The 24,859-nt window shown below is 74.1% G+C and carries 17 protein-coding genes and 1 pseudogene; 11 read left to right on the forward strand and 7 right to left on the reverse strand.

The genetic code is table 11. From position 1 onward, the window contains the following. Window positions 1-27: 27 nt before the first annotated feature. Window positions 28-1,404, reverse strand: a complete 1,377-nt coding sequence (locus DB32_RS28535) for a patatin-like phospholipase family protein (protein WP_053235799.1) — start codon at window positions 1,402-1,404, stop codon at window positions 28-30. Between the two features lie 332 nt (window positions 1,405-1,736). On the opposite strand from DB32_RS28535, the gene DB32_RS28540 reads away from it, so the two are divergent. After that, window positions 1,737-2,168 carry a hypothetical protein gene (locus DB32_RS28540; RefSeq protein WP_053235800.1) on the forward strand — a complete coding sequence of 144 codons (432 nt, stop codon included), beginning with the start codon at window positions 1,737-1,739 and terminating at the stop codon, window positions 2,166-2,168. A 166-nt stretch (window positions 2,169-2,334) separates the two neighbouring features. Here the strand turns inward: DB32_RS28540 and DB32_RS28545 are convergent, their stop codons facing one another. Continuing rightward, window positions 2,335-2,538: a cold-shock protein gene (locus tag DB32_RS28545; RefSeq protein WP_053238992.1), complete on the reverse strand. Its 204-nt coding sequence runs from the start codon at window positions 2,536-2,538 to the stop codon at window positions 2,335-2,337. A gap of 194 nt (window positions 2,539-2,732) precedes the next feature. Beyond that, window positions 2,733-4,676 carry a hypothetical protein gene (locus tag DB32_RS28550; RefSeq protein ID WP_053235801.1) on the reverse strand — a complete coding sequence of 648 codons (1,944 nt, stop codon included), beginning with the start codon at window positions 4,674-4,676 and terminating at the stop codon, window positions 2,733-2,735. A 57-nt stretch (window positions 4,677-4,733) separates the two neighbouring features. On the opposite strand from DB32_RS28550, the gene DB32_RS28555 reads away from it, so the two are divergent. Beyond that, complete coding sequence (locus tag DB32_RS28555; protein ID WP_157069498.1) at window positions 4,734-5,579, forward strand: 3'-5' exonuclease; 846 nt, start codon at window positions 4,734-4,736, stop codon at window positions 5,577-5,579. A gap of 11 nt (window positions 5,580-5,590) precedes the next feature. Continuing rightward, window positions 5,591-6,676, forward strand: coding sequence for a hypothetical protein (locus tag DB32_RS28560; protein ID WP_157069499.1), 1,086 nt, complete (start codon window positions 5,591-5,593; stop codon window positions 6,674-6,676). A gap of 15 nt (window positions 6,677-6,691) precedes the next feature. On the opposite strand, the gene pdxH is transcribed toward DB32_RS28560, so the two are convergent. After that, on the reverse strand, window positions 6,692-7,282 hold the full coding sequence (pdxH, locus tag DB32_RS28565) for a pyridoxamine 5'-phosphate oxidase (protein WP_053235804.1): 591 nt from the start codon (window positions 7,280-7,282) through the stop codon (window positions 6,692-6,694). A gap of 159 nt (window positions 7,283-7,441) precedes the next feature. Between pdxH and DB32_RS28570 the strand changes: the two genes are divergently transcribed. Both DB32_RS28570 and DB32_RS28575 read left to right on the forward strand, forming a co-directional pair. Beyond that, window positions 7,442-12,658 (forward strand): hypothetical protein, encoded by a 5,217-nt coding sequence (locus DB32_RS28570; RefSeq protein WP_053235805.1) that lies wholly within the window; start codon window positions 7,442-7,444, stop codon window positions 12,656-12,658. An 82-nt stretch (window positions 12,659-12,740) separates the two neighbouring features. Beyond that, a complete protein-coding gene (locus DB32_RS28575) occupies window positions 12,741-13,526 on the forward strand; it encodes a hypothetical protein (RefSeq protein WP_157069500.1) in 786 nt (261 codons plus the stop codon). On the opposite strand, the gene DB32_RS28580 is transcribed toward DB32_RS28575, so the two are convergent. Then, window positions 13,527-14,186: a nitroreductase family protein gene (locus tag DB32_RS28580; RefSeq protein WP_075098051.1), complete on the reverse strand. Its 660-nt coding sequence runs from the start codon at window positions 14,184-14,186 to the stop codon at window positions 13,527-13,529. A gap of 112 nt (window positions 14,187-14,298) precedes the next feature. Here DB32_RS28580 and DB32_RS28585 point away from each other — a divergent pair, with 112 nt between their 5' ends. Continuing rightward, window positions 14,299-15,219 carry an alpha/beta hydrolase family protein gene (locus tag DB32_RS28585; RefSeq protein WP_053235808.1) on the forward strand — a complete coding sequence of 307 codons (921 nt, stop codon included), beginning with the start codon at window positions 14,299-14,301 and terminating at the stop codon, window positions 15,217-15,219. 4 nt (window positions 15,220-15,223) lie between these two features. Here DB32_RS28585 and DB32_RS50050 read toward each other — a convergent pair whose 3' ends face one another. Further along, window positions 15,224-16,816, reverse strand: coding sequence for a hypothetical protein (locus DB32_RS50050; RefSeq protein ID WP_053235809.1), 1,593 nt, complete (start codon window positions 16,814-16,816; stop codon window positions 15,224-15,226). Window positions 16,817-16,904: 88 nt separating this feature from the next. On the opposite strand from DB32_RS50050, the gene DB32_RS28595 reads away from it, so the two are divergent. The 4 genes and pseudogenes from DB32_RS28595 to DB32_RS49700 all read left to right on the forward strand — a co-directional run. Beyond that, window positions 16,905-17,711, forward strand: a complete 807-nt coding sequence (locus DB32_RS28595) for a hypothetical protein (RefSeq protein ID WP_157069501.1) — start codon at window positions 16,905-16,907, stop codon at window positions 17,709-17,711. A 17-nt stretch (window positions 17,712-17,728) separates the two neighbouring features. Next, on the forward strand, window positions 17,729-19,363 hold the full coding sequence (locus tag DB32_RS28600) for a serine/threonine-protein kinase (protein ID WP_053235811.1): 1,635 nt from the start codon (window positions 17,729-17,731) through the stop codon (window positions 19,361-19,363). A 21-nt stretch (window positions 19,364-19,384) separates the two neighbouring features. After that, on the forward strand, window positions 19,385-20,284 hold the full coding sequence (locus tag DB32_RS28605; protein WP_075097655.1) for a formylglycine-generating enzyme family protein: 900 nt from the start codon (window positions 19,385-19,387) through the stop codon (window positions 20,282-20,284). Between the two features lie 87 nt (window positions 20,285-20,371). Beyond that, window positions 20,372-21,559 (forward strand): annotated as a pseudogene (locus DB32_RS49700) (sulfatase-like hydrolase/transferase); the annotation flags it as partial. A 1,174-nt stretch (window positions 21,560-22,733) separates the two neighbouring features. Here DB32_RS49700 and DB32_RS44495 read toward each other — a convergent pair. Continuing rightward, a complete protein-coding gene (locus DB32_RS44495) occupies window positions 22,734-23,708 on the reverse strand; it encodes a LysR family transcriptional regulator (protein ID WP_169791591.1) in 975 nt (324 codons plus the stop codon). Between the two features lie 97 nt (window positions 23,709-23,805). Here DB32_RS44495 and DB32_RS28620 point away from each other — a divergent pair, with 97 nt between their 5' ends. Further along, the gene (locus tag DB32_RS28620) at window positions 23,806-24,678 is read left to right on the forward strand and encodes an NmrA family NAD(P)-binding protein (RefSeq protein ID WP_053235815.1); all 873 of its coding nucleotides are present in this window, start codon (window positions 23,806-23,808) and stop codon (window positions 24,676-24,678) included. Window positions 24,679-24,859: the final 181 nt, after the last annotated feature.

The following is a 24,859-nucleotide window of genomic DNA, read 5'->3' on the forward strand; positions in this document are numbered from 1 at the left end:
GGGACCGCGCGAGCCGTTTGGAGCAGCTCAGCCGACGTGACCCGGCTCGATGCCGAGCGCCTCGAGATCGAAGAGCGCGCGCTCCTCCTCGTCCTGCGGCACGACCTGCCGCGGCGCCGACGCGGGCAGGCGGAAGCGCACGCCGTGCAGCGCGAAGTCGCGCGAGAGCGTCGGGTGCTGCGTCGCGATCTGCTCGAGCGTCGTGCGGTACGCGATCTCCTCGATCTCGCGCCGGTAGAACACCTTCATCGGCGAGCCCGCGAGCACGCGCATGTCGTCCTGCTCGGGCCGGAAGAGGTGGAACGCGACGTCGGGATACATCGCGCGGATCGCGTGCACTGCCTTGTCGAAGCGCCCGTTGATGAGCGCCTTGAGGCCCTGCATCGTGCCGTAGATGCCGCCCCGCGCGCGCACGTGGCCGGGCGTCGGCGCACGGACCGGGACGAGCGGGTCGACGAGGATCACCAGCGTCGCGCCCTCGTCCACCGCGACGCGCATGTTCGTCGTGCGCGAGAACGCTCCGTCGACGTACCAGCGGTTCCCGATGCGCACCGGCGCGTAGAACGGCACGAGCGCCGAGCTCGCGCGCGCCGCGAGGTGCACCGGCACCTCGGGCGTCGTCTTCGCGCCGAAGAGCATGGCCTCCGACGTGTCCTGATCGGTCGCGCCCACGTAGAGCGGACGGCGCAGGCCGGAGAAGCGGTTCGACATGCCCGGCGACGTCAGCTGCCGCTCGAGCCATCGCTCGAGGCGCTTGCCCGCGAACACCGCCGGCGGCACCGCGCGCGCGAGCGACGAGACCGCCCCGCGCGGCCCCGCGCCGCCGCGCAGCAGCTCGCGGACGAGCCCGGCGAGCCGGCGCGCGACCTCGCCGATGTCGGGATCGAAGAGCTCGTAGCGCCGGATCGGCTCGAGACGCGCGCTGCCCTGCCCGGTGAGCGCGCGGAGGATCTCGTCCGGCCCGATCCCGTTCGCCAGCAGCGCGCCGAGGATCGACCCCGCGCTGATCCCGCAGAAGAAGTCGAGGTCGACCAGCGAGCGATCGACGAGGCACGTCTCGAGCGCGCGCAGCACGCCGAGCTCCCAGAGCAGCCCCTCGATGCCCCCGCCCGCGAGGCAGAGCGCGATGCGCCCGCGGCCGCGCCCCGCGAGGATCGCGTCGACGCGCGCGAAGAGATCGTGCAGCTCGGGCGCGACGAGCACCTGCCCCACCCCGCGCCGTCCGAGCTCGAACGCCGCGCTCGCCCCATCCGCCCCGGGATCCACGACCGCGATCGTGCGATCCGGCAGCACCGGGCCCGAGAGCGCGCCGCGCCCGAACAGCCGCTCGTGCGCGTCGCGGCAAAGCGGGAGCCCGTCGCCCCGCGCGTCGAGCACCAGGACGTCGGCGCCGCGCCCGACCACCGCGACCGCCCCGTCCGCGCTGGCGGCGGGGATGACGCGGACGATGCGACGAGCCCCGCCGGGCCCCTCCCGCTCGAGCGCGACGGCTCCGCCCGTCTGGGCTCGCGCGCCTGGGATCCCCAGCAGAGGCAGGGGTGGAAGCGCGTGGCTGCGAACGACGACGACCCTGTCCATCCGACGGCGACACGGTACGGGTCCGTCGGTCATGCCGCAAGGTGACGCACTGCGTCGTAAGAGGGGCGAGCGCACCTCGCTCGTGCGTTGCTCCCGCGGAGCTGGCGGTGGTACGCTGCGGCGCGGCGGCGCGGTATGACGCGCTCCCACCGAGCAGGATGGACGTCAAGAAGGTGAAGGAGCAGCTCGTCTCGGCGGGCATCGAGGTCTACCGGACCCGTCCGACCGAGATCCACGTCGCCGAGCGCGTTCGCCTCCACATCATGGACTCGGGCGTGCGGCTGCTCCTCGGGGAGGAGATGCGGGTCTCCTTCACGGCGCGCTCGCAGCGCTCGGACTTCCCGGAGGGCGCGACCGAGGACGAGCTCTTCGCGCGGGTGCGCGAGGTGATCGGGCCCGGCGCGAAGGAGCGCGGCTACGCGGAGACCTGGTCGGGCACGACGCAGGTGCACGACCCGATCGACGCCGCGAAGGTGCTCGACGTCTGGCACGAAGTGACGTGGACGAAGCCCGCGAGCGACACCGAGTCGGCGATCGACGAAGTGCGCTGGGCGCTGGGCCTCGAGCGCTACGTCCCGCCGGTGCGGTGAGCACGCCGGGGGCTGTATCCCCCGATGCCGGCGGCTGTATCCCCCGATGTCGGCGGCTGTGTCCCCCGATGCCGGCGGCTGTATCCCCGATCGGGTCGACGGAACGTGAAGGGCCGCCTCGTGAGTCGAGAGCGGCCCTTCGTCTATCTCTTCCCCCCGAACGAGATCAGTCGACGCGCTTCACACCCTCGGCGAGGGGTCCTTTAGGACCCTGCTTCAGCTCGAACTGAACGATCTGGCCCTCGCGCAGCGTGCGGAACCCGTCACCGGTGATCTGCGAGTAGTGGACGAACACGTCCGGGCCCTCGTCCTGACGGATGAAGCCCCAGCCTTTGGCATTGTTGAACCACTTGACAGTACCGCTTGCCATTCTGCTCTTCCTCCAGACCGGAGAGGCGGGCCCAACCGACCCCACCTCACTCCTCGGGAGCGAGACCCGGACACACGTCGCCGCCGCCCGACCAGCCCGCGTGTGAGACACGCGGGCCGCGCGGGTTGTACGTCACCATGTGTGCGGAACTGCCCCCCTACGGTGGCCCGAGAGTACGCGGGGCAATGCCCCAGTCAAGTCGCCTCCCCGGGGCTCTCCGGGGCGTTCACACCGTCGACGCGCGCCCGCTCCAGGCTGCCCCCGAGCCGGCGTAGACGCCGCTCGAGACGCGCGATGGGGGCTCCGTCTCGCAGGAGGACGCCCCCGGAGAGCACGCGGACGATCCACGGCGCGAACGCGTCATCGCGAGTGATCGTCTGACGCAGTGCGTCGTCGGGCACGTCGAGGTACGCGCTCGCGGGGACGAGCTCGCACGGGACGAGGTCGCGCGCCTCGACCTCGAGCAGGCGCGCGGCGTCGGCATCGGGCGAGGCGAGCGCGTCGAGCGCGCCGCGGATCGAGTCGAGCTCGCCGCGCGTCGCGAGCTGCTCGATGCGCTCGCGGTCGAGGCGCAGGACGAGGTCGTGCTCGCGGGGAACGACGCGTCCGATCGCCGCGACCGCGAGCAGGCGCGCGAGCTCGACGCGTGAAGAGAGGCGCAGGCGCCCTCCGCTCTCCCAGCGCGCGACGGGCTCGGGGCGTGAGGGCGTGCGGCCCGGGACGCCACGCAACATCGCGCGGACCGGCGCGGCCAGGCGGACGAGCTCGCCGCGCTCGGTGCGATCGAGGGCGCCGAGCCCCGGCAGCGAGCGCTCGAGGATCGCCTTCAGGATCGCGTCGACGGAGGGGACGAGCACGCCCGTCGCGCGCCGCGACGCGCGCTCGAGCATCGAGGCGGCGGCGTCGCAGCGCAGGTCGGAGCGGGTCGCGCGCAGGACGGCATCCGCCGGCGCGAAGCGGCCTTCGGGCAGTGAGGCGAGCAGCTCGAGCAGGGCCTCGCGGACCGCGCTCGTCGGTGTGAGCGCGCGGAGCGCGGGCTCGGTCGCGCGCATCCGGTCGGGCTCGAGGCGCGCTTCGTCCCACGCGCCGCCGGCGCGCCAGGTGCCGATCAGCTGGGCGTGGAGATCGGCGATCGGGCCTCCGCGCACCGCACGCGCGAGCGCGACGAGGAGCTCGGCGCGCTCGGGGTCGATGTCGGCCTCCTTCGCGGCTGCGCGCAGCGCGGAGCGACGCACCGCCGCGCCTCCCTCGAGCTCGCGACGCGCGGTGAGCTCGGCGAGCAGCGCAGCCGCGAGGGGACCAGGATCGTCGGCGAGGCGAGCGCGCGCCGGGTCGTCGTCGGCGCGGGCGATGCGGCGCGCGAGGTCCTCGCGGACGCGCAGCGCGGCGCGACGGCGCTCTCGGCCCACGATGGTCGCGACCTCCGCGGGCAGCGCGAACGCACCGGCGGCGACTGGGAGCAGGAACGCGCGCGAGACGAGCATCGCGAGCGCGCCCGACTTCGGGATCGTCGTGCTCGGGCCCCAGCGCGCGGGCTCCTTCGCGAGCTCGAGCAGCTCGTCCGCGGAGACCTCGCCTCCTCGCGCTTCGATCGCGGCGAGCAGGCGCTGCTGGGTGCGCGGGAGGCCGGCGAGGGCGCGCTCGAGCTCGGACGTGGCCTCGAGCATCGAGAGCACGTCGCCGAGCACCAGGGGTCGCGGCGCGACCGGAGGGCGCCCGAGCAGCGCGATCGCCATCGCGCGGTAGGTCTCGGCGTCGACGGCCGCGAGGAGCGCGCGCGCCGCGCGAGGGTCCTCGGGCGGAGGCGCGGGGAGCTGCAGGCGATACGCGGCGGGCATCTCGAGCACGTCCGCGGCGTCGGAGCGCGGGAACACGAGGCCGAGCTCGACGAGCGGGAGCGCACCGCCGCCGAGCGCGGCGCGCGGCGCGTGCCCGGGACGCGCGGTCAGCGCGCGCATCGCCTCCTGCGCGGACGCGGGCAGCGACGCGAGACGCTTCACCGGCAGCACCGCGAGGGCGCGCGCGGCCTGCTCCGTGGGTGGGAGCCGCTTGCCGGGATCGAGCGTGACGCCCCGCCGCGCGAGCAGGCGCTCGAACGCCGCGGGCGGCATCGCCGCGAGCGCATCCGCGAGGCGCATGGCGCGGTGCTCTAGCACGTGCTTGCAAGGGCGCCGCGCAGCTCGAAGGATTTGCGGGTGAGCTGGGACGAGCCGCTGTCGCGGGTGGCGCTCGCGTTCCTCGACCTCGAGATGACGGGGTGCGATCCCGCGAACGATCGGATCTGCGAGGTCGCGATCCATCGCGTCGTCGGCGGCGAGGTCGTGGATCGCGTGGTGTCGCTGATCGATCCCGGCGTGAGCGTCGGCGCGTCGGTGGAGGTCCACGGGATCACCGACGCGATGCTCGCGGGCGCGCCCCTGCTCGAGGCGCTCTCGGCGCGCATCGGCGAGGTGCTCGAGGGCGCGGTCGTGATCGGGCACGCGATCGCGTTCGATCTCGCGTTCCTGCGTGCAGCGGTCGCGCGCGGTGAGCTCGCGTGGGCGCCCGAGGTCGCGATCGACACGCGGGGCCTCGCGCAGCGCGCGCTGCGCGTCGGGAGCGCGTCGCTCGCGGCGCTCGCACAGGATCTCGCGCTGCCTCGACCGACGCATCGCGCCGAGCCCGACGTGCTCGCGACGCGCGCGCTCTTCGACGCGATCTGCGAGGTGCTCCGGCCCGAGACCGCGCGGCATCTCTTGCTCGCGCAGGACGTCGGCGGGCGCGCGACGCTGCGCGGCGACGTGGAGGCGACGCTGCGCGACGCGCACGCGCAGGGTCGCGCGGTGCGCGTGTGTTATCGGGTGCCGGGGCGACGCGCGATCGAGGATCTCTTCGACGTGTGGGCGCTCGAGCCGCCGCGCGTCGAGGGCTGGCTCCACGACAAACAGGTGCAGCGCGCGCTGCGCGGCGATCGGCTGCTCTGGGTCGAGGCGACCGACGAGCCCGTCGCGCGCACCGCGCCGGCGGGATGGACGCCGACGATCCCGCGCCGCGATGTGTAGACTCGCGCGCCGTGCGACGTCTGGCGGTGCTCTCGTGGGTGGTGTGCCTCGCGGCGTGTGGAGGCGCGGCGGCGCGGACGAGCGATGCGCGCGCGATCGACGACGCGGTGCGCGCGTATCGCGCGGGTGAGCTCGAGACCGCGCTCGCGCGCAGTGAAGACGCGCGCGCGACGTTGCCCGGCGATCCCTTGCCGCGCGAGATCGCGGCGCGCGCGGCGCTCGCGATGCGGCGGCCCGAGGTGGCGCTCGCTGCGACCGAGGGCGCGTACGAAGAGCCGCTGGTCCGGCTGCGCGCGGCTGCGTTCCTCGCGCGCGACGAGTACGACGCCGCGGCGCGTGTGCTCGAGCGGCTCGAGGACGATCCGTGGGCGAGCGCGATCACCGCGATCGCGGAGCGCGCGCGTGGTCGCTCGTTGCACGATCGCGAGGGCGCGACGTCGAGCACGATCGCGCTGCGCGAGGACTCCGCGCTGCCCGTGATCGCGATCCACGTCGAGGGGCGCGCGACGCTCGCGCTGATCGCGACGTCGGTGCACCTCACGGTGCTCGCGCCCTCGCTGCGCGCCGAGCACGGCGTCGCGGACGAGATCGCGCTCGGCGCGATGCGGGTGCGGGGCGTCCCGTTCGTGGTGCGCGAGCTCGACGCGGAGAGCGCGGCGCTCGGCGTGGAGCTCGGCGCGGTGATCGGGCTCGATCTGCTCGCGCGGCTCGGCGCGCGCATCGAGCAGGGATCGCGACTGACGCTCGGCGAGGACGCGTCGCGCGAGGGGATCGCGCACGCGACGTTCGAGGGGACTATCGTCGTCGCGCGCATGGAGATCGACGGGCGCACCGCGCGCATGCTCGTGGACAGCGCCGGCGCCTACGCGCTGGCGATCACGCCGAGCGGCGCCGAGCGGATCGGGCTCGATGCGGACACCGCGACGGTGCGCCTCGGTGACGTCGCGATCACCGACGTGCCGATCTCGCGCGACGTGATGGACGATGCGCTCGAAGAGCACGTCCAGAGCGCGATCGACGGTGCGCTCGGGTGGGCCCTGCTCGCGTCGCTCGTCGTCGAGCTCGGGCCCGGGCACGTCGCGATCAGCGCGGAGTGATCACGGGGCTGGGTCTCAAGGAGCGAGGCGCGTCGCGCGCCAGGTGCCGTCCTCCTGGCGCTCGTAGCGGAAGCGATCGTGGAGGCGATAGTCGCCCTCGACCCAGTGCTCGACGATCTGCGGGATCACGCGATAACCGCCCCAGTGCGGCGGGCGCGGCACCGGCTTGCCCTCGAACTGCGCCTCGAGCTGCCGCACGCGATCCGTGAGCGTCTCGCGCGACGCGATCGGGCGGCTCTGATCGCTCGCCCACGCGCCCACCTGCGAGATCCGCGGGCGCGACGCGAAGTACGCGTCGCTGCGCGCCGCGCTCGCCTTCTCGACCGGGCCCTCGATGCGGAACTGGGTGTGCACGCTCGGCCAGAAGAAACAGAGCGAGGCCCACGGGTTCGCGTCGAGGTCCTTGCCCTTCTGGCTCTGCTCGTTCGTGTAGAACCAGAAGCCGTCCGCATCGACCTCCTTCACGAGCACGAAGCGCGCGCTGGGGCGGCCCTTCGCGTCGGCGGTCGCGAGCGCGCACGCGACGGCGTCCCACGGCTCGTTCGGCTCGGCGCGCGAGCGGGTCTCGAGGAAGAGGGCGATCGGATCGGGCACGGGCGAGCTCATCGTCGTGCGCGATACGTACGCCCGCGCCGCGGATCCGCCCAGGGTCATTCGCTCCCGAGGCCCGGAGACCAAACGAAGAGGCATTCGCGAGACGGAGACGACGTATGGTAGCCTGCTCCTCCCACCGCCGGACCCTGGACAGCGAGCCCCGCGAGAGAGATGGACGCGACGGCCGAGGAGCTCATCGCACGCCTGCGCCGCAACCCGGACGATGCGTCGGCGTACGCAGCGCTCCGGGCGCACTACCAGCGCATCGGCGACTACGCGTCGCTCGCCAATCTCCTCGAGGGATGGGCGGGACGAAGCACCGACCACGGCGCGGCATCGCACGCGTTCTTCGAAGCGGGCGAGCTCGCGTGGAGCGCCCTCGGCGACCGCGCGCGCAGCATGCGTCTCTACGAGCGCGCGCTCGAGCGCAACGCGGCGCACGGCGACGCGGGCCTGAGGCTCACCGCGATCTACGAGGAAGCGGGCGATCACCGCAGGCTCGCGGAGCTGCTCGAGCGACGCGCCGATGCGCTCGCGCACGCGGGCGGCGAGCCACGCGACGTCGCCGCGCTCCAGCACCGGCTCGGCGAGGTCTGGGAGCACTCGTTCAAGCGCGCCGACAAGGCGATCACCCACTATCGCAAGGCGTTCGAGCTCGACCCGACGCTCGTGCCGGCGATCTACGCGGCGCGCGAGATCTATCGACAGGCCGGCAACCTCAAGGCCGCGGCGACGCTGTGCGAGCTCGAGTCGAAGGCCGAGCCCGATCCCGAGCGCAAGGTCGCGCTGCTGCGCGAGCTCGCGCACGTCCGCGCACACGACCTCGGGGACACCGAGGGCGCGGTCGTCGCGCTCAAGCGCGCGCTCGGCGTCGCGCCGGGCGACGTCGAGGCGATGCAGGACCTCGCGCGCGTGTACCTCACGCGCGCCGATCAGAGCGGCGACGCGATGATCGCGGACGCCGATCGCCGGCGCGCCGCGGACGTGCTGTTCCAGCTCGCGCAGAAGCTGCCCCCCGCCGACGCCGTCGGGCACCTCGAGACGGCGCTCGACGGCGCGCCCGATCACGACGGATCGCTCGCGCTGCTCGAGCGGATCGCGGAGCGCGTCGGGCACTTCGATCTGCTCCCGCGGCGCTGGGTGGCGTTCCTCGCGCGCGCCCCCGAGGCGCCGGGCGCGGCCGAGCGTCGCCGCCGTCTCGCGAAGGCGTACCTCGACGCGGGCCAGGTCGAGTACGCGATCACGTGCCTCGAGTGGCTGCTCGAGGAGCGCGACGCCGAGGCCGCGTCGCAGCTCGTCGAGCTCTATCGGCGCGCCGGGCGCGACGAGGACGCGCTGCGCGCGCTGACCGTCGCGTCGCAGGGCCTGCCGCCCCACGAGCGCATCCCGCGGCTGCGCGAGATGGTCGGCGCGCTGCGCGCGCGCGGTGACGAAGAAGGCGCGGTCGCGTCCGCGCGCCAGATCCTCGAGCTCGATCCGTCGGACGCGGAGGCGCTCGCGCTCGTCGAGGAGCACCTGCGCAAGCGCGGCGAGTGGGCCGCGCTGCGCGAGCTGCTGCTCGGCGCGGCGCGGATGCCCGGGCTCTCGGTGGAGGCGCGCACCCAGCGCCTGCGCGAGGTCGCGGCGCTCAGCGAGCGGCGGCTCGGGGACTCCGAGGGCGCGATCGGCGCGTGGAAGGGCGTCGCGGCGCTCGATCCCTCGGATCGCGAAGCGCGCGCGGCGCTGGTGCGGCTGCTCGAAGCGACGGAGCGCTGGGACGACCTCGTGCAGGTGCTCGAGCGCGAGGCGCTCTCGACGCTCGAGCCGCAGCAGAAAGCCGAGGTCTACCGGCGCCTCGCCGCGATCCATCGCGATCGACGCGGGGATCTCGAGGAGGCGATCTCCGCGCTGCGCAACCTGCGCGATCTCGTCCCGACCGATGCCGCGGGGCGCGACGCGCTCTGCGACGTGCTGCTCGCGTCCGGCGCGTTCTCCGAGGCGATCCCGATGCTCAAGGCGCGCATCGAGCAGGCCGACGGAGCGCACCGCGCCGCGCTGTGTCGCTCGCTCGCGCGCGTGCTCGAAGAGCGCATGAGCGACGAGGAGGGCGCGTTCGCCGCGTGGGCGCGCGTGCTCGAGGACGAGCCGGGTGATCCCGAGGCGCTCGCGCGCATGGAGGCGATCGACGAGCGCGCGGGCAACGCCGATCGACTGCTCACGACGCTCTCGTATCGCACGGACGTGGAGGACGGGCCCGAGCGCGCCGCGACGTACACGCGCATGGGGCGCATCGCCGCGGAGACGCTGCGCGATCTCGCGCAGGCCGGTGAGTTCTACGCGCGCGCCCACGAGCTCGCGCCGCGCGACGAGGCGATCCTCGACGCGCTGTGCGACGTCTACGATCGCAGCGAGCGCTTCAAGGATCTCGTGGTGCTCCTGCGCGAGCGCGCGCGGCTCGAGGAAGACCCCGCGATGCGCGCGGCGCTCTACCGGCGCATCGCGCGCACGCTGAGCGAGCGCGTGGGCAACGAGGCCGCCGCGGCGGAGGCGTATCGCGAAGTGCTCGACGCGGGCGAGGACGTCGAGGCGCTCTCGTTCCTGCGCGATCGTGCGCGCGCGCAGGACGACGTCGCGGCGCTCGACGAGGCGCTCGAGCGGCTCGCGAACGTGGCCGAGGCGCCGAGCGACAAGCGCGAGCTGCTCCTCGAGCGCGCCGCGCTGCTCGCCGAGCGCCTCGATCGTCCGCGCGACGCGATCGAGCTGCTCAACGTCGTGGTGCGCACGCTCGATCCGACGTGCCTCCCCGCGCTCGAGCTGCTCGCGACGTGGAACGATCGCATCGAGGATCGCCACGGCGTCGCCGACGCGCTCGAGCGCACGCTGCAGGTGCTCGAAGATCCCGGGCTGCGCGTCCCGGTCGCCAAGCGTCTCGCCGATCTCTACGAGGACGAGCTGCGCGATCCCGCGCGCGCGATCGACGCGCTCTACGCGTGGGCGGACGCGGACCTCGCCGAGGCCGAGCCGCTGCGGCGGCTGATCGCGCTGCTCGAGCCGGCGGAGCGCTGGAAGGACCTCGTCATCGCGCTCGACTCGCTCGCGGATCTCGGAGACGACCCGACCGCGGTCAGCGCGCTCGTGCGTCGGAGCGCGGAGATCGCGTTCCGTCGTCTCGGCGACGTGGACGGCGCGTGGGAGAAGCTCGCGGAGCGAGCGCGCGAGGGCGATGCCGACGCGGAAGCGCAGCTGCGCGAGCTCGCGCGCGCGGCGGGGATCGCGCCGCGGCTCGTCGAGCACTTCGTCTCGATCGCGGAGAGCAGCGACGACGCGACGATCAAGCGCACGCGCTGGCTCGACGCGGCGCGCGTGCAGGAAGAGCTCGGTGACGCGAGCGGCGCGCTCGAGTCGACGCTGAAAGCGCTCGCGATCGACCTCGACGCGGTGGTGCGCGGCGACGATCGCGCGGTGCACGACGAGGTCGATCGGCTCGCAGTGCGCGCGAGCGCTTGGCCGCGGCTCGCGCAGGTGTACGAGACGCTGATCCGTCGTGCCGAGGAGAAGGAGCGCAAGATCGAGCTCCTCCTGCGCCACGCGTCGCTGCTCGATCAGGAGGCGGAGGATCCCTCGGGCGCGCTCGATCGTGCGCTGCGCGCGTGCTCGCTCGCGCCGAACGACGACGAGGTGCTCGCGGTCGCCGAGGATCTCGCGCCGCGCGCGGGCCGCGCCGACGAGCTGCTCGTCGTGTACGACCGCCGCCGCGGGAGCGCGAAGGACGACGCGGCGCGCATCGAGGCGCTGCTCCGCGCGGTGCGACTCTGCGAGGACGGTCTCGAGGATCGCGAGCGCGCGCTCGAGTACCTCGCGCAGGCGGTGTCGCTGGCGGTGCGCTCGCGCGAGCTCGCGCCGCGCGTCGAGGAAGCGGCGCGCGAGCTCGATCGCGAGCGCGAGAAGGACGCGGCGAGCGGCCTCCTGCGCGCGCTGGTCGACGTCTACGCGGCGATCGCCGAGGACATGGAGGCCGACCCGAAGGGGGGCGCCGCGCTGCTGCTCCGTGCGTCGCGCCTGCTCGAGAGCGAGCTCGACGAGCCCGACGGCGCGTGGGGCGCGCTGCTCCGCGCGAGCACGTTCGCACCCTCCGAGCCGGGCCCGCTCGACGCGCTCGAGAGCCTCGGCGCGCGCAACGGGCGCCTGCCGATGCTCGATCAGCACCTCGCGAAGCTCGTCGAGGACGCGCTCGACTCGAAGACCGCGGCCGCGCTGCTGCGCCGGCGCGCGAGCGTGCTCGAGCACCTCGGTCGCCCCGGCGACGCGGCGGACGTGCTCGGTCATCTCAAGGCGGTCGCGCCGAACGATCCCGAAGCGCGCGTCGCGCTCCGGCAGTCGCTGCGGCGCGCGGCGCGCCACCAGGATCTGCTCCTCGCGCTCGACAGCGACCTCGTGAAGGCGCGCGGCGATCGCGAGCAGGAGATCGCGCTGCGCAAGGAGATCGCGCTGACGTGGGAGCGCGGCCTGCGCAACCGCTGGGAAGCGCTCGAGGCGTGGCAGAAGGTGCAGAAGCTCGCGCCCGACGACGCCGACGTCGTCGCTGCGCTCGCGCGCATCGAGGGAGGTGCGCGCGGCGCGCTGGACGACGACTCGGTCGAGGCGAGCGCGGTCGACGTCGCGCTCGCGGAGACCGAGCAGCGCGACCTCGCGAGCTCGCGCGCCGCCGCGGAGAACACCGATCCCGGCATCGACGCACCGCCCGAGCCGGGCCTCGATCACTCCGACGCGCTCGAGCTGCCGCCCTCGTCCGCGCTGCTCCCGACCGATTCCGTCGAGGCCACGCCGGAGCAGCTCGACGAGCCGAAGCCGGCGTCGTTCGGCGCGCTGCCGCCGACTGTGCGCTCCGGTCGCGTCGAGGTCGACGGCGCGCCGCTGCCGCGCGTGTCGACGCAGGTGATCGCCGACGAGGAGCGCGGCTGGCGACCGCCCTCGGAGCCGCCCGCGCGCGAGCCCGCCGAGGTCACGCACGCGATCGCCGGCCCGCCCGACGACGACGACGGCGACTTCGAGGACGCCGCGGCGTTCGCGCACGACCACGACGACGCGATCGAAGCCGAGCCGATCGACGACGAGATCGACGAGCTCGACGACGACGAGGCGATGCACGCCGACGCGCTCGCGGAAGCGATCGACGACGACGCGGTCTCCGCCGAGGTCGAGGCCTACGACGAAGACGAGATCGAGGAGCTCTCGTCCGAGGAAGCGCCGCTCGCCGAGGTCCCGCTGCCCCTCGCCGCGATCCCTCCTCGTCCGAGCGTCCCGAGCGCGCCTCCGCCGTTCCCGCCGCGCCCGACCAGCGTGCCGCCGCCGCCACCGCACGCAGGCAAGCCCTCGGTCCCGCCGCCTCCGCCGCCGCGCCGGAGCTGACTCACGGTTTCCCCGGCTCGGGACCGATCCCGGGCAACATCCCCCTTCCCTCGCCCCTCGCGCCATGACACGAGAAGCGACGATGAGCTCCGAGCAAGCCCCTCCCGCACCGAGCTCCGACACCGACTCCCGTCCGGTCGCCTCGCGCCCGCCGGAGAGCGCCACCCGACTCTCCGAGCTCCCACCCGCGGAAGGCGCCGAGCGCCTCGCGTCGCGCCTGCTCGATCCCGACGAGCTCGAGTTCGTGCGCGCGCTCCGCAACGCGGGCGTCGCGAAGGATCTCCAGGGCGACGAGCTCCTGCGCGTCGCGACGGCGATCGGCGACGGCGATCCGATCGCGCGCCGCGTCGATCTGCTCGAGGCCTACTACGCGGCGGGCGGCGACGAGCGGACGGCGCGCGCGCGGAAGCTCGCGGACCGGCTCTTCGTGCAGCGCGCGAACGATCCGGTCACCGCGGGTGCCCTCGTCGCGCGCCTCTCCTCGATCGCGCCCGAGCTCGGCGCGGTGAAGATGGAGCGCATCGGATCGAGCGCGGACGCGCCGCTCGTGCTGCGCGCGGGCGAGCACTTCGTCGCGCTGCTCGACGACTACGAGGAGTCGCTCGACACCGACGAGATCGATCTGCGCGAGCTCGAGGAGCGACGCCGCCGCGGTCACACGACGATGGTCACGGTGCGCGGCCTCGTGCGCGCGGTGAACGTGCTCCTCGATCGACACGGCGTGCGCGACCGGCTCGTCGCGCTGAGCAGCGACGACGATCGCGAGGTCTACATCGCCACGAGCGTCACCGAGGCGATCGAGCTCGCGCGCGGCGGCTGGCTCGACGACGAGAACGTCGAGGACGTGATGGAGCTCGGCGGCTGGTGATCAGCCGACGAACGTGACGTTCGCGTCGAGCGGCCCGCGCGTGGTGCGGCACTCGTTCGCGGCGGCGCGCTCGTCCTCGTAGCCCATCGCGATCCCGAACAGGATCTGCACGTCGTCGCCGACGCCGAGCTCCTTCCGCGCGACGTCGGGGTACGTCGCGAGCGCGGCCTGCGCGCACGTCGAGACCCCCTCCGACGTCGCGAGCAGCAGCACGGACTGCAGCCAACATCCGACGTCGAGCGCGGCGTAGAGCCCGAAGCGGCGATCGATCCCGACGATCGCGACGTGCGGCGCGTCGAACGCGACGAAGTTCCGCATCCACGCGTGGTGGCGCCCGACCATGTCGTCGCGCGCGACGCCCATCGCCTCGTAGAGCGCCTTGCCGCACTGCTTGCGGTGCGTGCCGTAGGGCTCGGGATAGTCGCCGGGGAACGCCACGTCGGGCTCGGGCATCCGCGCCTTCGCCCCCTCGACGAGGCCTGCGACGAGCCGCACGCGGGCCTCGCCCGACGCGACCCAGACGCGCCACGGCTGGATGTTGCACCACGAGGGCGACTGCTGGGCGCGCGCGAAGATCGAGGCGAGCGTCTCGCGCGGAACCTCGCGCGGAAGGAAGGCGCGGACGCTGCGACGAAGAGAGAGCGCGGTGTCGAGCTGCATCGTGTGCGCAGCGTGGAGACGACGTGCGCTCGCGTCCAGGCGCTTGACGCCGAGCGCGCCGCGCGCCAATGTCACCACTGGTGACATGACCGCTCACCGCTGGAGGTGACCCGTGCCGGCGCCTACCCTCGACTCGAGCTCGAACGTTCGTCCCGACGCGCGCGACGAGAGCACCGCGCGCAGCTACGCGATCACGCTGAGCGCGCCCGACGGCGCACCGATCGCCGCCGATCTCGTGATGCCGATCGAAGAGCCGCGCGGCGCGCTGCTCGTCGCGCCCGCGATGGGCGTGAAGCGCCGCTACTACGCCGGGTTCGCGAAGCACCTCGCGTCGCACCACGGCCTCGCGTCGATCACGATCGACTACCGCGGGATCGGCGGCTCGCGCGCGACGCCGCTGCACGCGACGCGCGCCGCGCTCACCGACTGGGGCGAGCTCGATCTCGCCGCGGGCACGGACGAGCTCGCGCGTCGCTTCGGCGGTCTGCCGACGCACTACGTCGGTCACAGCGTCGGCGGTCAGCTCATGGGCTTCGTGCCCGACGCGCCCTTCGAGCGTGCGCTCTTCGTCGGCAGCCAGAGCGGCTACTGGGGCCACTGGGACGGCATGCACCGCGCGGGCATGGCGATGCTCTGGCACGCGGTGATCCCGGCGAGCCTCGCGACGCTCGGGTACTTGCCGGGAAAGGCGCTCGGCGGCGGTGAGGACGTGCCGGGGGGCGTCGCGCGACAGTGGGCGACGTGGGGTCGCGACCCCGAGTATCTCGGCGTGAGCGCGCGCGAGCGCGATGGCGCGTGGTTCTCGCTCTGGCGCGGACGGCTGCGCGCGTATGCGATCAGCGACGACGGCTACGCGCCGGAGCGCGCGGTGCGCGCGCTGGTCGACGTGTATCGCAACGCCGAGCGCGAGGTCCGCGTGGTCCGTCCGCGCGAGCTCGGCGCGCGCGAGATCGGACACTTCGGGTTCTTCCGATCGCGCTTCGCGGCGAGCCTCTGGGAGGACGCCGGGCGATATCTCGCCGACGGATCCTGACGCTTCACAGCGAGGCGGTGGTCACGCCGGCCGCGGGCGAGAGCGTCGCGCCGTCACGATCGATCGACGCGGCGCGGAGGTGGATGCGACCACCGCCACCACCGCCGCCGCCGCTGTTGTCGAGTCCGGAGGAGGACGCGCTCGCGCCCGCCTCGCCGTCGATGCGATCGCCCGCCGCGCCGTCGCCGCCCGACGTGCCCTCGCCCGCGCCGTCTCCGCCGTTCGCCTCCGTGGAGCCGAGGCGGCCGGACTGACCGGCGCGACCTTCGACGCTCACGTTCGCGCCCGCGCCACCGCCGCCGCCGTTCGCGGCGAGCGCGCCGTCGACGTCGATCGCGAGCGCCTCGAGCAGGATCGCGCCGCCCGCGCCGCCGCCTCCTCCGCCGTCGTCGCTTCGTCCGCCGCGTCCGCCGCCGCCGCCCGCGTTGATGCCACCGCGGCTGCCGATGCGGATGCGCGCCGCGGAGATCTGCACGGCGCCGCCGCCTCCTCCGCCCACACCGCCTGCGTCCCCGCCACCGCCGAAGCCGCCGCCCGATCCGCCGACCAGCGGCACGAGCGCGCGCTCGCCGAACGCGCGTCCTGCCGCGCCGCCCACGACGCCGCCGCGCGCGCCGCCCGCGCCACCACGGCCCGCGTGCGCGCCGCCGCCGCCTCCGACGTCCTCGCGCGCGATGTCGGCGAGCCCGCCGCCCGGCCCGCCACCGCTGCGGGTGAGCGCGGTGCCGCCCGCGAACCCGCCCGCGCCGGCGGCTTCGGGCGTCGTGCGTCCACCGCGCACGTCGATCACTCCGTCCACGATCGCCTCGCCGGCGACCGCGAAGACGAGCGCCGCCGCGCCGATCACGCGCACGTCGGCGCCCTCCTCGACGTGCAGCGAGCGCAGGACGAAGACACGCAGATCGGGCGCGGTCCCGAGCTGCGGCACGAGCCGGTCCTCGAGCCCGTCGGGGCGCCGATCCGCGGAGTCCGAAGCCCGCACGATCGTCGCGGCGTCGGTGTCGATGACGATCGTGCCGTCGGCCTCGCGCAGCACGAGATCGACCGTGCCCGCGAGCAACGTGTCGCCGGGGATGTTCGACGGCACGAGCGGAGGGGCGCTCGCGTCGATGGTGGGACTCGCGTCGGGAGCACCGGAGTCCGCCGACTCCGACGCATCGGGAGCACCGGAGTCCGTCACTGGAGCACCGGAGTCCGCCGACTGGCACCCTCCTCCGCCGCACGCGCTCGAGTCGCACGCCGGGCTCGGCGTGCGCTCGTCGAGCACCACGAGCACGTGCGGATCGCCCGCAGGAAGGCTCACCTGCACGCAGCCTTCCGCGAAGATCACGCACTCCGCGTCGAGCGCATGCGCGCGGAACCCGTAGGTTCCGCGCCCGAGCAGCGGCAGCGCCATCCCTGCCTGACCGTCGCGCAGCACGGCGCGATAGAGCACGTCGCCGCTGCACCCGCCCTCGTGCACGCTCGCTTCGATCGACGCCACACGCGCCGCGAGATCGGGAGACGCCATCTGGAGCTCCCAACTGCCCTCGTGCGGATCGGCCGCGCAACACGCGAGCACGGCACCCCCGAGCACGAGCGCAGAGCGACGCAGCATGTGCTCGATCTGTCGTCCTCTCGTGCGATGCGAGCAATCGGGGATCGCCCGGACACACGGTGCGCGCGCCGTGCCCTACGGTGAGCGCATGGCGCATTGGAGAAGCCTCGCGCTCGCGACATTGTGCCTGATCGGACTGCCCTCCTCCGCGCGCGCGAGCGAGTCGCTGCGCGCCGGGATCGACGCCGCGAACGAAGCCGAATTCGAGCGTGCGCTGAGCGCGCTCGACCGCGCGGAGCAGGGCGAAGAGCTCGCGCGTGACGAGCTCGCGACGCTCTACGAGCAGCGCGCGCTCGTGCGCTTCGCGCTCGGCGATGCGCGCGGCGCAGAGCACGATCTGACGCTGCTGGCGGCGCTCGAGCCCAATCGTGTGCTCGACGGCCGCGCGCCTCCGCGACTGCGCGCGGTGTTCGAGCGCGCCCGCGCGTCGCTCGGAGGGCGCGTCGAGCTCGTCGTCGACGTCTCTCGGAGCGAAGGCGCGGCGCGGGTCCGTGCGACGCTGCTCCGAGCGCCCGTCGGGCTCGTGCGCGACGTGACGATCGCGTATCGGCTCGGCGCGGCGGGAGCGTGGCAGTCGGCGCACGGAGAAGAGCTGGTGATCGAGGCGCCCGCGGCGGCGGAGATCTCGCTCTTCGTCGTCGCGCACGGCGCGGGCGGCGCAATCGTCGCGAGCGACGGAACGCGAGCGTCGCCGCGACGCGTCGCGGGCGCGGTGTCGCCGGAGATCGCGCGCGCCGAGCCGACCTCGCACTCCGACGACACGTGGCTGCACTGGGGCATCGGCCTCGGCGCAGGCGGCGCGGTGGTGCTCGCCGTCGCGCTCGGGATCGGGATCGCGGCATCGCAGTCCGGCTCCGATCAGACCGCGTTCACCGGTCCGACGTTGCGACCTTGAGGAACGGGGAGACATCGATGGCGGTCGTCGTCCCGCTCTTCCGAGAAGAGCCGACCGGGGAGATCACGAATCCACCGCGCGAGGCGCGTCGCTCGCTGGGCCGATATCGACTCCGGTTCGAGCTCGCGCAGGGCGGAATGGCGACCGTCTATCTCGCGCACACGCGCGGGCCGATGGGCGTCGGCAAGGTCGTCGCGATCAAGGTCATCCACCCGCACCTCGCGCGCGAGCAGGAGTTCGTCGAGATGTTCCTCGACGAGGCGCGCCTCGCCGCGACGATCAACCACCCGAACGTCTGCGGCGTCATCGACTTCGGCGAAGCGGACGGCACGTACTACATGGCGATGGAGTACCTGCAGGGCGAGCCGCTCGCGCGTGTCCATCGCGCGCTCAAGCGCAACGAGCAGGCGCCGATCGAGGCACTGCCGCTCTTCGCGGCGCGGCTGGTCGCGGACGCGGCCGAGGGGCTCCACGCCGCGCACGAGCTGGTCGACGTCACCGGCAGACCGCTCGGGGTGATCCACCGCGACGTGTCGCCCTCGAACGTGTTCGTCACCTACGACGGCGCGGTGCGCGTCGTCGATTTCGGGATCGCGCGCGCGGAGAATCGAATCCACCACACCGCGACTGGCACCGTGAAGGGCAAATTCGCCTACATGGCGCCGGAGCAGATGCGCGGGCAATCGGTGGATCGCCGCGCCGACGTCTGGGCGCTCGGCGTGTTGCTCTGGGAGACGATCGCGCTGCGTCGGCTGTTTCGTCGCGGCTCGGATCCCGAGACCGTCTTCGCGGTCGCGCAGGATCCGGTGCCGCGCCTCACCGAGGTGCGGCCCGGGACGCCCGTCGCCCTCGATCGCATCGTGCAGCGCGCGCTCTCGCGCGAGGTCGACGAGCGCTATCCGACTGCGCGCGCGATGGCCCAGGATCTCGAGCACTTCATCGCGAAGCACGGGGGCCCGTTCGCGATCGCCGACGCATCGTCGTGGATGCACGCGCTCTTCGCGAAGGCGATGACGCGCAAGACGCAGCTCGTGCAGCTCGCCGCGCAGACGGATGCGCCGGTGCCCGCCGCGCCGCTGCACGACGAGCTCGATCAGGAGAGCGCGTCACTGCGCGTGCTCTCGGTGCCGGAGATGACGGCGATCGATCTCGCGCCGCGAGGCGCGCAGTCGAGGGCGCGTCCGATCGCCGCGGGCGCGCTCGCCGCGATCGTGCTCGGGCTCGTGATCATCGCAGTCACGACGTTGCGTGACTCATCGCGTGAAGAGCGTGCCAGTCCGTCCGCGGCCCGATTGGCACCCTCGCTGCCGCCGCCCGCGGCACCTCCGCCCGAGCCGGTCATCGCACCGCCGCCGCCCGAGCCCGAGCCGGTCGCCGCCGCGCCCGTGGTGCCGCGCGCCGCGCAAGCGCGCCTCGCGCGCATCGCGACGAGCGTGAGCGCCCCCGGCAGGGTCGCGGTCGTCACCACCGGCGCGTGGGCCGACGTGTACTTCCGCGGCGAGCGGCTCGGACAGACGCCGGGCACGTTCTCGCTGCCCGCGGGCCGACAGACGCTCGAGCTGAGGCCGCTCGGGAGCGGCAACCGTCGCGTGCCGGTCGTCGTCCGTGCCGGCGAGACCGCGCGCGTTCGAGTCGAGCTCTCGTCCGAGTGATCGCGATACCATCCGCGCGCCGTGAGCGGAGGGAGCGCTGCAGTTCGCGTCGGGTTCGTGCTCGTGTGCGTGTCGCTCGCGGCCTGCGGTCCGTCGCGCACCGCCGCGAGCGTCGATCGCGAGCGCCCCGCGATGCCGCGCGGCCCGGTGCCGGTCGGGATGGTCGCGATCCCGGGCGGGCACGTCCGCGTCGGGAGCGACGACGCGCTCGCGCTCGAAGCGCCGACGTTCGTCGCGGAGGTCGCGCCCTTCTACCTCGACGCCGACGAGGTGAGCGTCGCGCGTTTCACGCGCTTCGTCGACGAGACGCACCACGTGACCAACGCGGAGCGCCACGGCGACGCCAGCGTGTTCGATCTCGCGCGCGGCACCTGGCGCCTCGAGCCCGGCGCGACCTGGCGCGCGCCGCTCGGTCCGTCCGCGCCCGGCGCGTCGCCCGATCATCCGGTCACGCAGGTGTCGTGGACCGACGCCGACGCGTTCTGTCGCTGGTCGGGCGCGCGGCTGCCGACGGAGGTCGAGTGGGAGCACGCCGCGCGTCGTGCATCGCTCGACGTGCGCGCGCGTGACGGCGCGTGGCGCGCGAACGTGTGGCAGGGCTCCTTCCCTGCGCGCAACGACGTCGAGGACGGCTTCGCGCTGCACGCGCCGGTGGGATCGTTCACGCGCGACGCGCTCGGCCTCGCGGATCTGCTCGGCAACGTGTGGGAGTGGACGTCGAGCTGGCTCGTCCCGTACCCGCTGCGCGACGACGACGCGCCGTTCGTGCCCGGCCCGGGATCGCAGCGCGTGATGCGCGGCGGCTCGTTCCTCTGCGCCGAGGACGCGTGCCACGGACATCGCGTCTCCGCGCGCATGGGCGCCACGCCCGAGAGCGCGCTCGAGCACGTCGGCTTCCGCTGCGCGCGCGACGAGGAGTGACGCACGGTGCGCCTCGTCTCGCTGCTCGTGCTCTCGCTCCTCGTCGTCCCGGTCGCGCGCGCGCAGCCGGTCGAGCGCCCGAACGTCGTGCTGATCCTCGGCGACGATCTCGGCTGGGGCGATCTCGGCGTGCACGGACAGACGCGCATCCACACGCCGCGCATCGACGCGCTCGCGCGCGAAGGCATGCGCTTCACCGCCGCGTACGCGGGCGCGCCGGTCTGCGCGCCGTCGCGCTGCGTGCTGATGACGGGCCTGCACGCGGGGCACTGTCCGGTCGGCGCGAACCAGTACCCCAACGGCACGCTGCGGATCGACGAGGTGACGATCGCCGATCTGCTGCGCGGCGCGGGCTATCACACCGCGATCGCCGGCAAGTGGGGCCTCGGCGGCGAGCTCGCGGACGGCACCGCGCACCAGGCGCTCGTCGGTCCGTGGGCGATGGGCTTCGATCGCTCGATGGTCGTGCTCGACCAGTTCCTCGCGGCCGATCACTGGCCCGAGTGGATCTGGGTCGACGGCGAGCGAATCCCGCTCGAGGGCAACGTCGAGGACGGACGCGCGCGCTGGGCGCCCGAGCTCTTCGTCGAGGAGACGACGCGCGAGATCGATCGCGCCGCACGGCGGGGCCAGCCCTTCTTCGTCGTGCTCGCGACCACGCTCCCGCATCGCGAGCTCGTCGCGCCCGACGACGGCCCCTACGCCGACGCGCCGTGGCCCGACGTCGACCGCGCGTACGCCGCGCTGGTCACGCGCTTCGACGACCACGTCGGGCGCATCGTCGATCACGTCGACGCGCTCGGCCTCGCGTCGCGCACGCTGATCCTCGTCGCGAGCGACAACGGCCCCGCGACGACCGACGGGCACCACGCGGCGTTCTTCGCGTCGAGCGGCCCGTTCCGCGGCGGCAAGCGCGACCTCACCGAGGGCGGCATCCGCGTGCCCTTGATCGCGCGCTGGCCCGGCGTCGTGCCGGCCGGCGCGGTGCGCGACGTGCCGGTCGGGCTCGTGGATCTGCTCCCCACGCTCGGTGAGCTCGCGGGCGTCGGCGCGCCCGCCGTCGTCGACGGAGCGTCGATCGCGCGCGTGCTCGTCGGACACGACGCGGCGATCGACCCACGCGATCTGATCTGGACCTGCGACGAAGCGAGCGGCGGGCCCGGTGAGATCGCGTCGCGCGTCGCGGTGCGCCGCGGCTCGATGAAGCTGATCGAGCGCGTCGACGGAGCGCTCGAGCTCTACGACCTCGCGAGCGATCCCGGCGAGCGCGAGGATCTCGCGGACGCGCGCCCCACCACGGTGCGCGCGCTCCACGACGTCGCCGAGGCCGAGACCGTCGGCGCCACGCAGCGTGTCGATCCCGTGCTGCGCGTGGTCGGCGAGGGCGTGCGCGACGAGGGCGCGGCCGCCGCGTCACGCGCCCGCCCGGTCCTCTGGGCGCGCTTCGACGGCCAGCCCGCATCGCTCGACGCGCCCCGCATCCCGCTGCGTGGCCCGGCGCGCGACGGGCGCTTCTCGCGGGGCGCGCACCTCGTCGCGGGACCGCACGCCGCGCTCGCGTTCGGCGCGTCGAGCCTGACCGTCGAGGCCACGCTGCGGCTCCACGATGCGCCCGAGGGCGCGCGCTGGCTCGTCGTCGCGAAGCCCGCGGGGCGCGACGATCGCTTCGTCGACTTCGGCGTCCTCGCGCGCGCCGGATCGCTCGACGGCGTGCGCTGGATGGACGACGCCGGCGCCGAGCACGGCATCGCGATCGTGTTCGGCGATCGCACGCCCCGGCGCGGCGCGTGGGGCGTCCGCAGCACGCTCGTGATCGACGACGCGCGCACCCATCGCGTCGCGGTGCGCGTCGATCACACCGCGCGACGCGTGCGCTTCGAGCTCGACGATCGCCACGAGGACGTCGCGATCCCCGCGCGCCGTCACGTCGTCGGCGAAGGGCTGCTCCACGTCGGCGCGCACCCCGGCGATCACGGCGCGCTCGACGGCGCGCTCGAGGGCGAGCTCGACGAGCTGCGCATCTCGCGCGGCGTGGGCGAGCCGGCGCGCGACGAGCTCGCGGAGGCGGTGCTCGATCTCGGGCGCGTGGTGGTCGGCGGCCCGACGATCACGCGCCGCGTGCGCATCGTCGACGCGTCGAGCGAGCGGTCGCGCGCGATGGAGGGCCACGTCGAGCCGACGCGCGTCGCCGATCCGCGCCTCGATGTGCACGCGCCGCGCTTCTCGGGCCTCGTGAACGGCGCGGGCCGCGGCGAGATCGTGGTGACGCTGCGCCCCGATCACGTGGGCGCGCTTCACGATCAGCGGGTCACGATCGTCGCGACCGTCGCGCGCATCGGCACGCCGGCGCGGCGCTCACCGCTCGTGCTGCGCATCCGCGGCGAGGTCGTGCCCCAGCGCGCGCTCGACGGCGGGGTGGACGACGCGCCACGCGTCGCGAGCTGTGCGATCAGTCGCTCGTCGCGCGGTGGCGTGCCCGCCCTCGTGCTGCTTGCGGCGCTCGCGGCGGCGAGAGCTCGCGCGCGGCGGCGGCGACCGCGTTGCGCATCCACGTGTGCGCGACATCGCGATGCGAGCGGTCGTGCCACAGCGCGACGAGCGTGAAGCGAGGCAGCGGCACCGGCGGCGCGATCACCTGCAGCGCGAACGCATCGGCGATGCGCGCGGCGAGCCGCGAGGGGAGCGTCACGACGAGGTCGCTCTCCGCGACGATCGCGGGCGCGCCGAGGAAGCTCGGCACCATCACGACCACGCGCCGGGCGAGCCCGATGCGCGCGAGCGCGTCGTCGACCACACCTCCGCGCGTGCCGTGCGGCGCGATAAACACGTGGCCCATCGCGGCGAAGCGCTCGACCGTCCACGGCTCGTCGAGCACCGGGTGATCCGCGCGCACGAGGCACGAGAACCCGTCGTCGAAGAGGCGCCGCTGCTCGAGCGTCGACGGCACGCCGGCGCTCGAGCTCGCGACGATCACGAGGTCGAGCTTCCCCGACGCGAGCGCCTCGCCGGAGTCCTCCGGCACCGGGCGCACCACGATGTCGATCCCCGGCGCCTCGCGCGCGAGCAGGCGCAGGAGCGACGGCAGCAGCACGAGCTCGCCGTAGTCCGCGGTGCCGATCGTGAACGCGCGCCGAGCGGTCGCGGGATCGAAGCGCTCGCCCTCGAGCGTGCGGCGGATGTCTCCGAGGATCGCGCGCACCGCGGGCCCGAGCGCTTCGGCGCGCGGCGTCGGCACCAGCGCCGCGCCGCTGCGCACGAGCAAGGGATCGCGCGCCAGCTCGCGCAGCCTCGCGAGCGCGTGGCTGGTCGCGGGTTGGCTCAGCCCGAGGCGTCGCGCGGCGCGCGTGACGCTGCGCTCCTCGAGCAGCGCGTCGAGCGCGACGAGGAGGTTCAGGTCGATCGCGGCGAGATTCGTCTCGTGCATGATGTTCATCCATAGCATCGATGCGACGAATGACGGCGCGGGCCGCACAACGAGCTCCGTCGGCGCGAGAGAGAGCGCGCCCGAGGAGGAAGCAGCCATGTTCGTCGTCGCAGGAGTCACCGGTCACGTGGGCGGGGTCATCGCGGAGACGCTGCTCGCGGCAGGGCGGAAGGTGCGCGTCGTCGTGCGCAGCGAGGACAAGGGCGCGCCGTGGCGCGCGAAGGGCGCGGAGGTCGCGGTCGCGTCGCTCGGCGACGACGCCGCGCTCGCGAAGGCGCTCGAGGGCGCGGAGGGCGCGTTCCTGCTGCTCCCGCCCGACTACGCGTCGAACGACAACCTCGCGGAGAAGGCGCAGATGACCGCGGCGCTCGGCCGCGCGATCGAGCGCGCGAAGGTACCGCACGTCGTGTTCCTCTCGTCGATCGGCGCGCAGCACGCGAAGGGCACGGGGCCGATCCGCACCGTGCACCACGCGGAGCGCGAGCTCGGCCGCATCGCGACGACGCGCTTCACGTGGCTGCGCCCGGCGTACTTCGTCGAGAACGTCGGAAGCCTGATCGGCGCGGTGAAGGGCCAGGGCGTGCTGCCGAGCACGTTCGATCCGAGCAAGCGCATCCCGATGATCGCGACCCGCGACATCGGCGAGGCGGGCGCGAAGGCGCTGCTCGAGGGACCGGCGGAAGGACGCGGCGCGGTCATCGAGCTCGCGGGGCCCCGCGACGTGTCGTTCGACGACGTCGCGAAGGAGCTGAGCGCGCTGCTCGGTCGTGAGATCCACACGGTGCGCGTGCCGCGCGAGGCGGTCGCGGGCGCGCTGCAGCAGGCGGGGATGACGCCGGATCTCGCGGGCCTCTACGCCGAGATGAGCGCGGGCGTGGACGACGGGACGGTCGACTACGAGGGGAACGGAGCGCGGTTCGCGCGCGGCCGAGTGGAAGCGCGCGAGGTGCTGCGCGCGCTGCTCGGGTGAGCGCACGCCGCGCGCGCTCGCGGCCAATGAACCACAGCCCCGAGTACCAACCCCGCCGCTCGCCTCGCGCACCGAAGCGTCTTTGACGCACTGCGTGAAACCGCCTTGCAAGCACCTCGAAATGCGCGGATGTTCTCGCCCCCGGCCGCGCCGTTCGCGCAGCCGGGACCCCGATTGTTTG

The organism is Sandaracinus amylolyticus, assembly GCF_000737325.1.
Classification (GTDB): domain Bacteria; phylum Myxococcota_A; class Polyangia; order Polyangiales; family Sandaracinaceae; genus Sandaracinus; species Sandaracinus amylolyticus.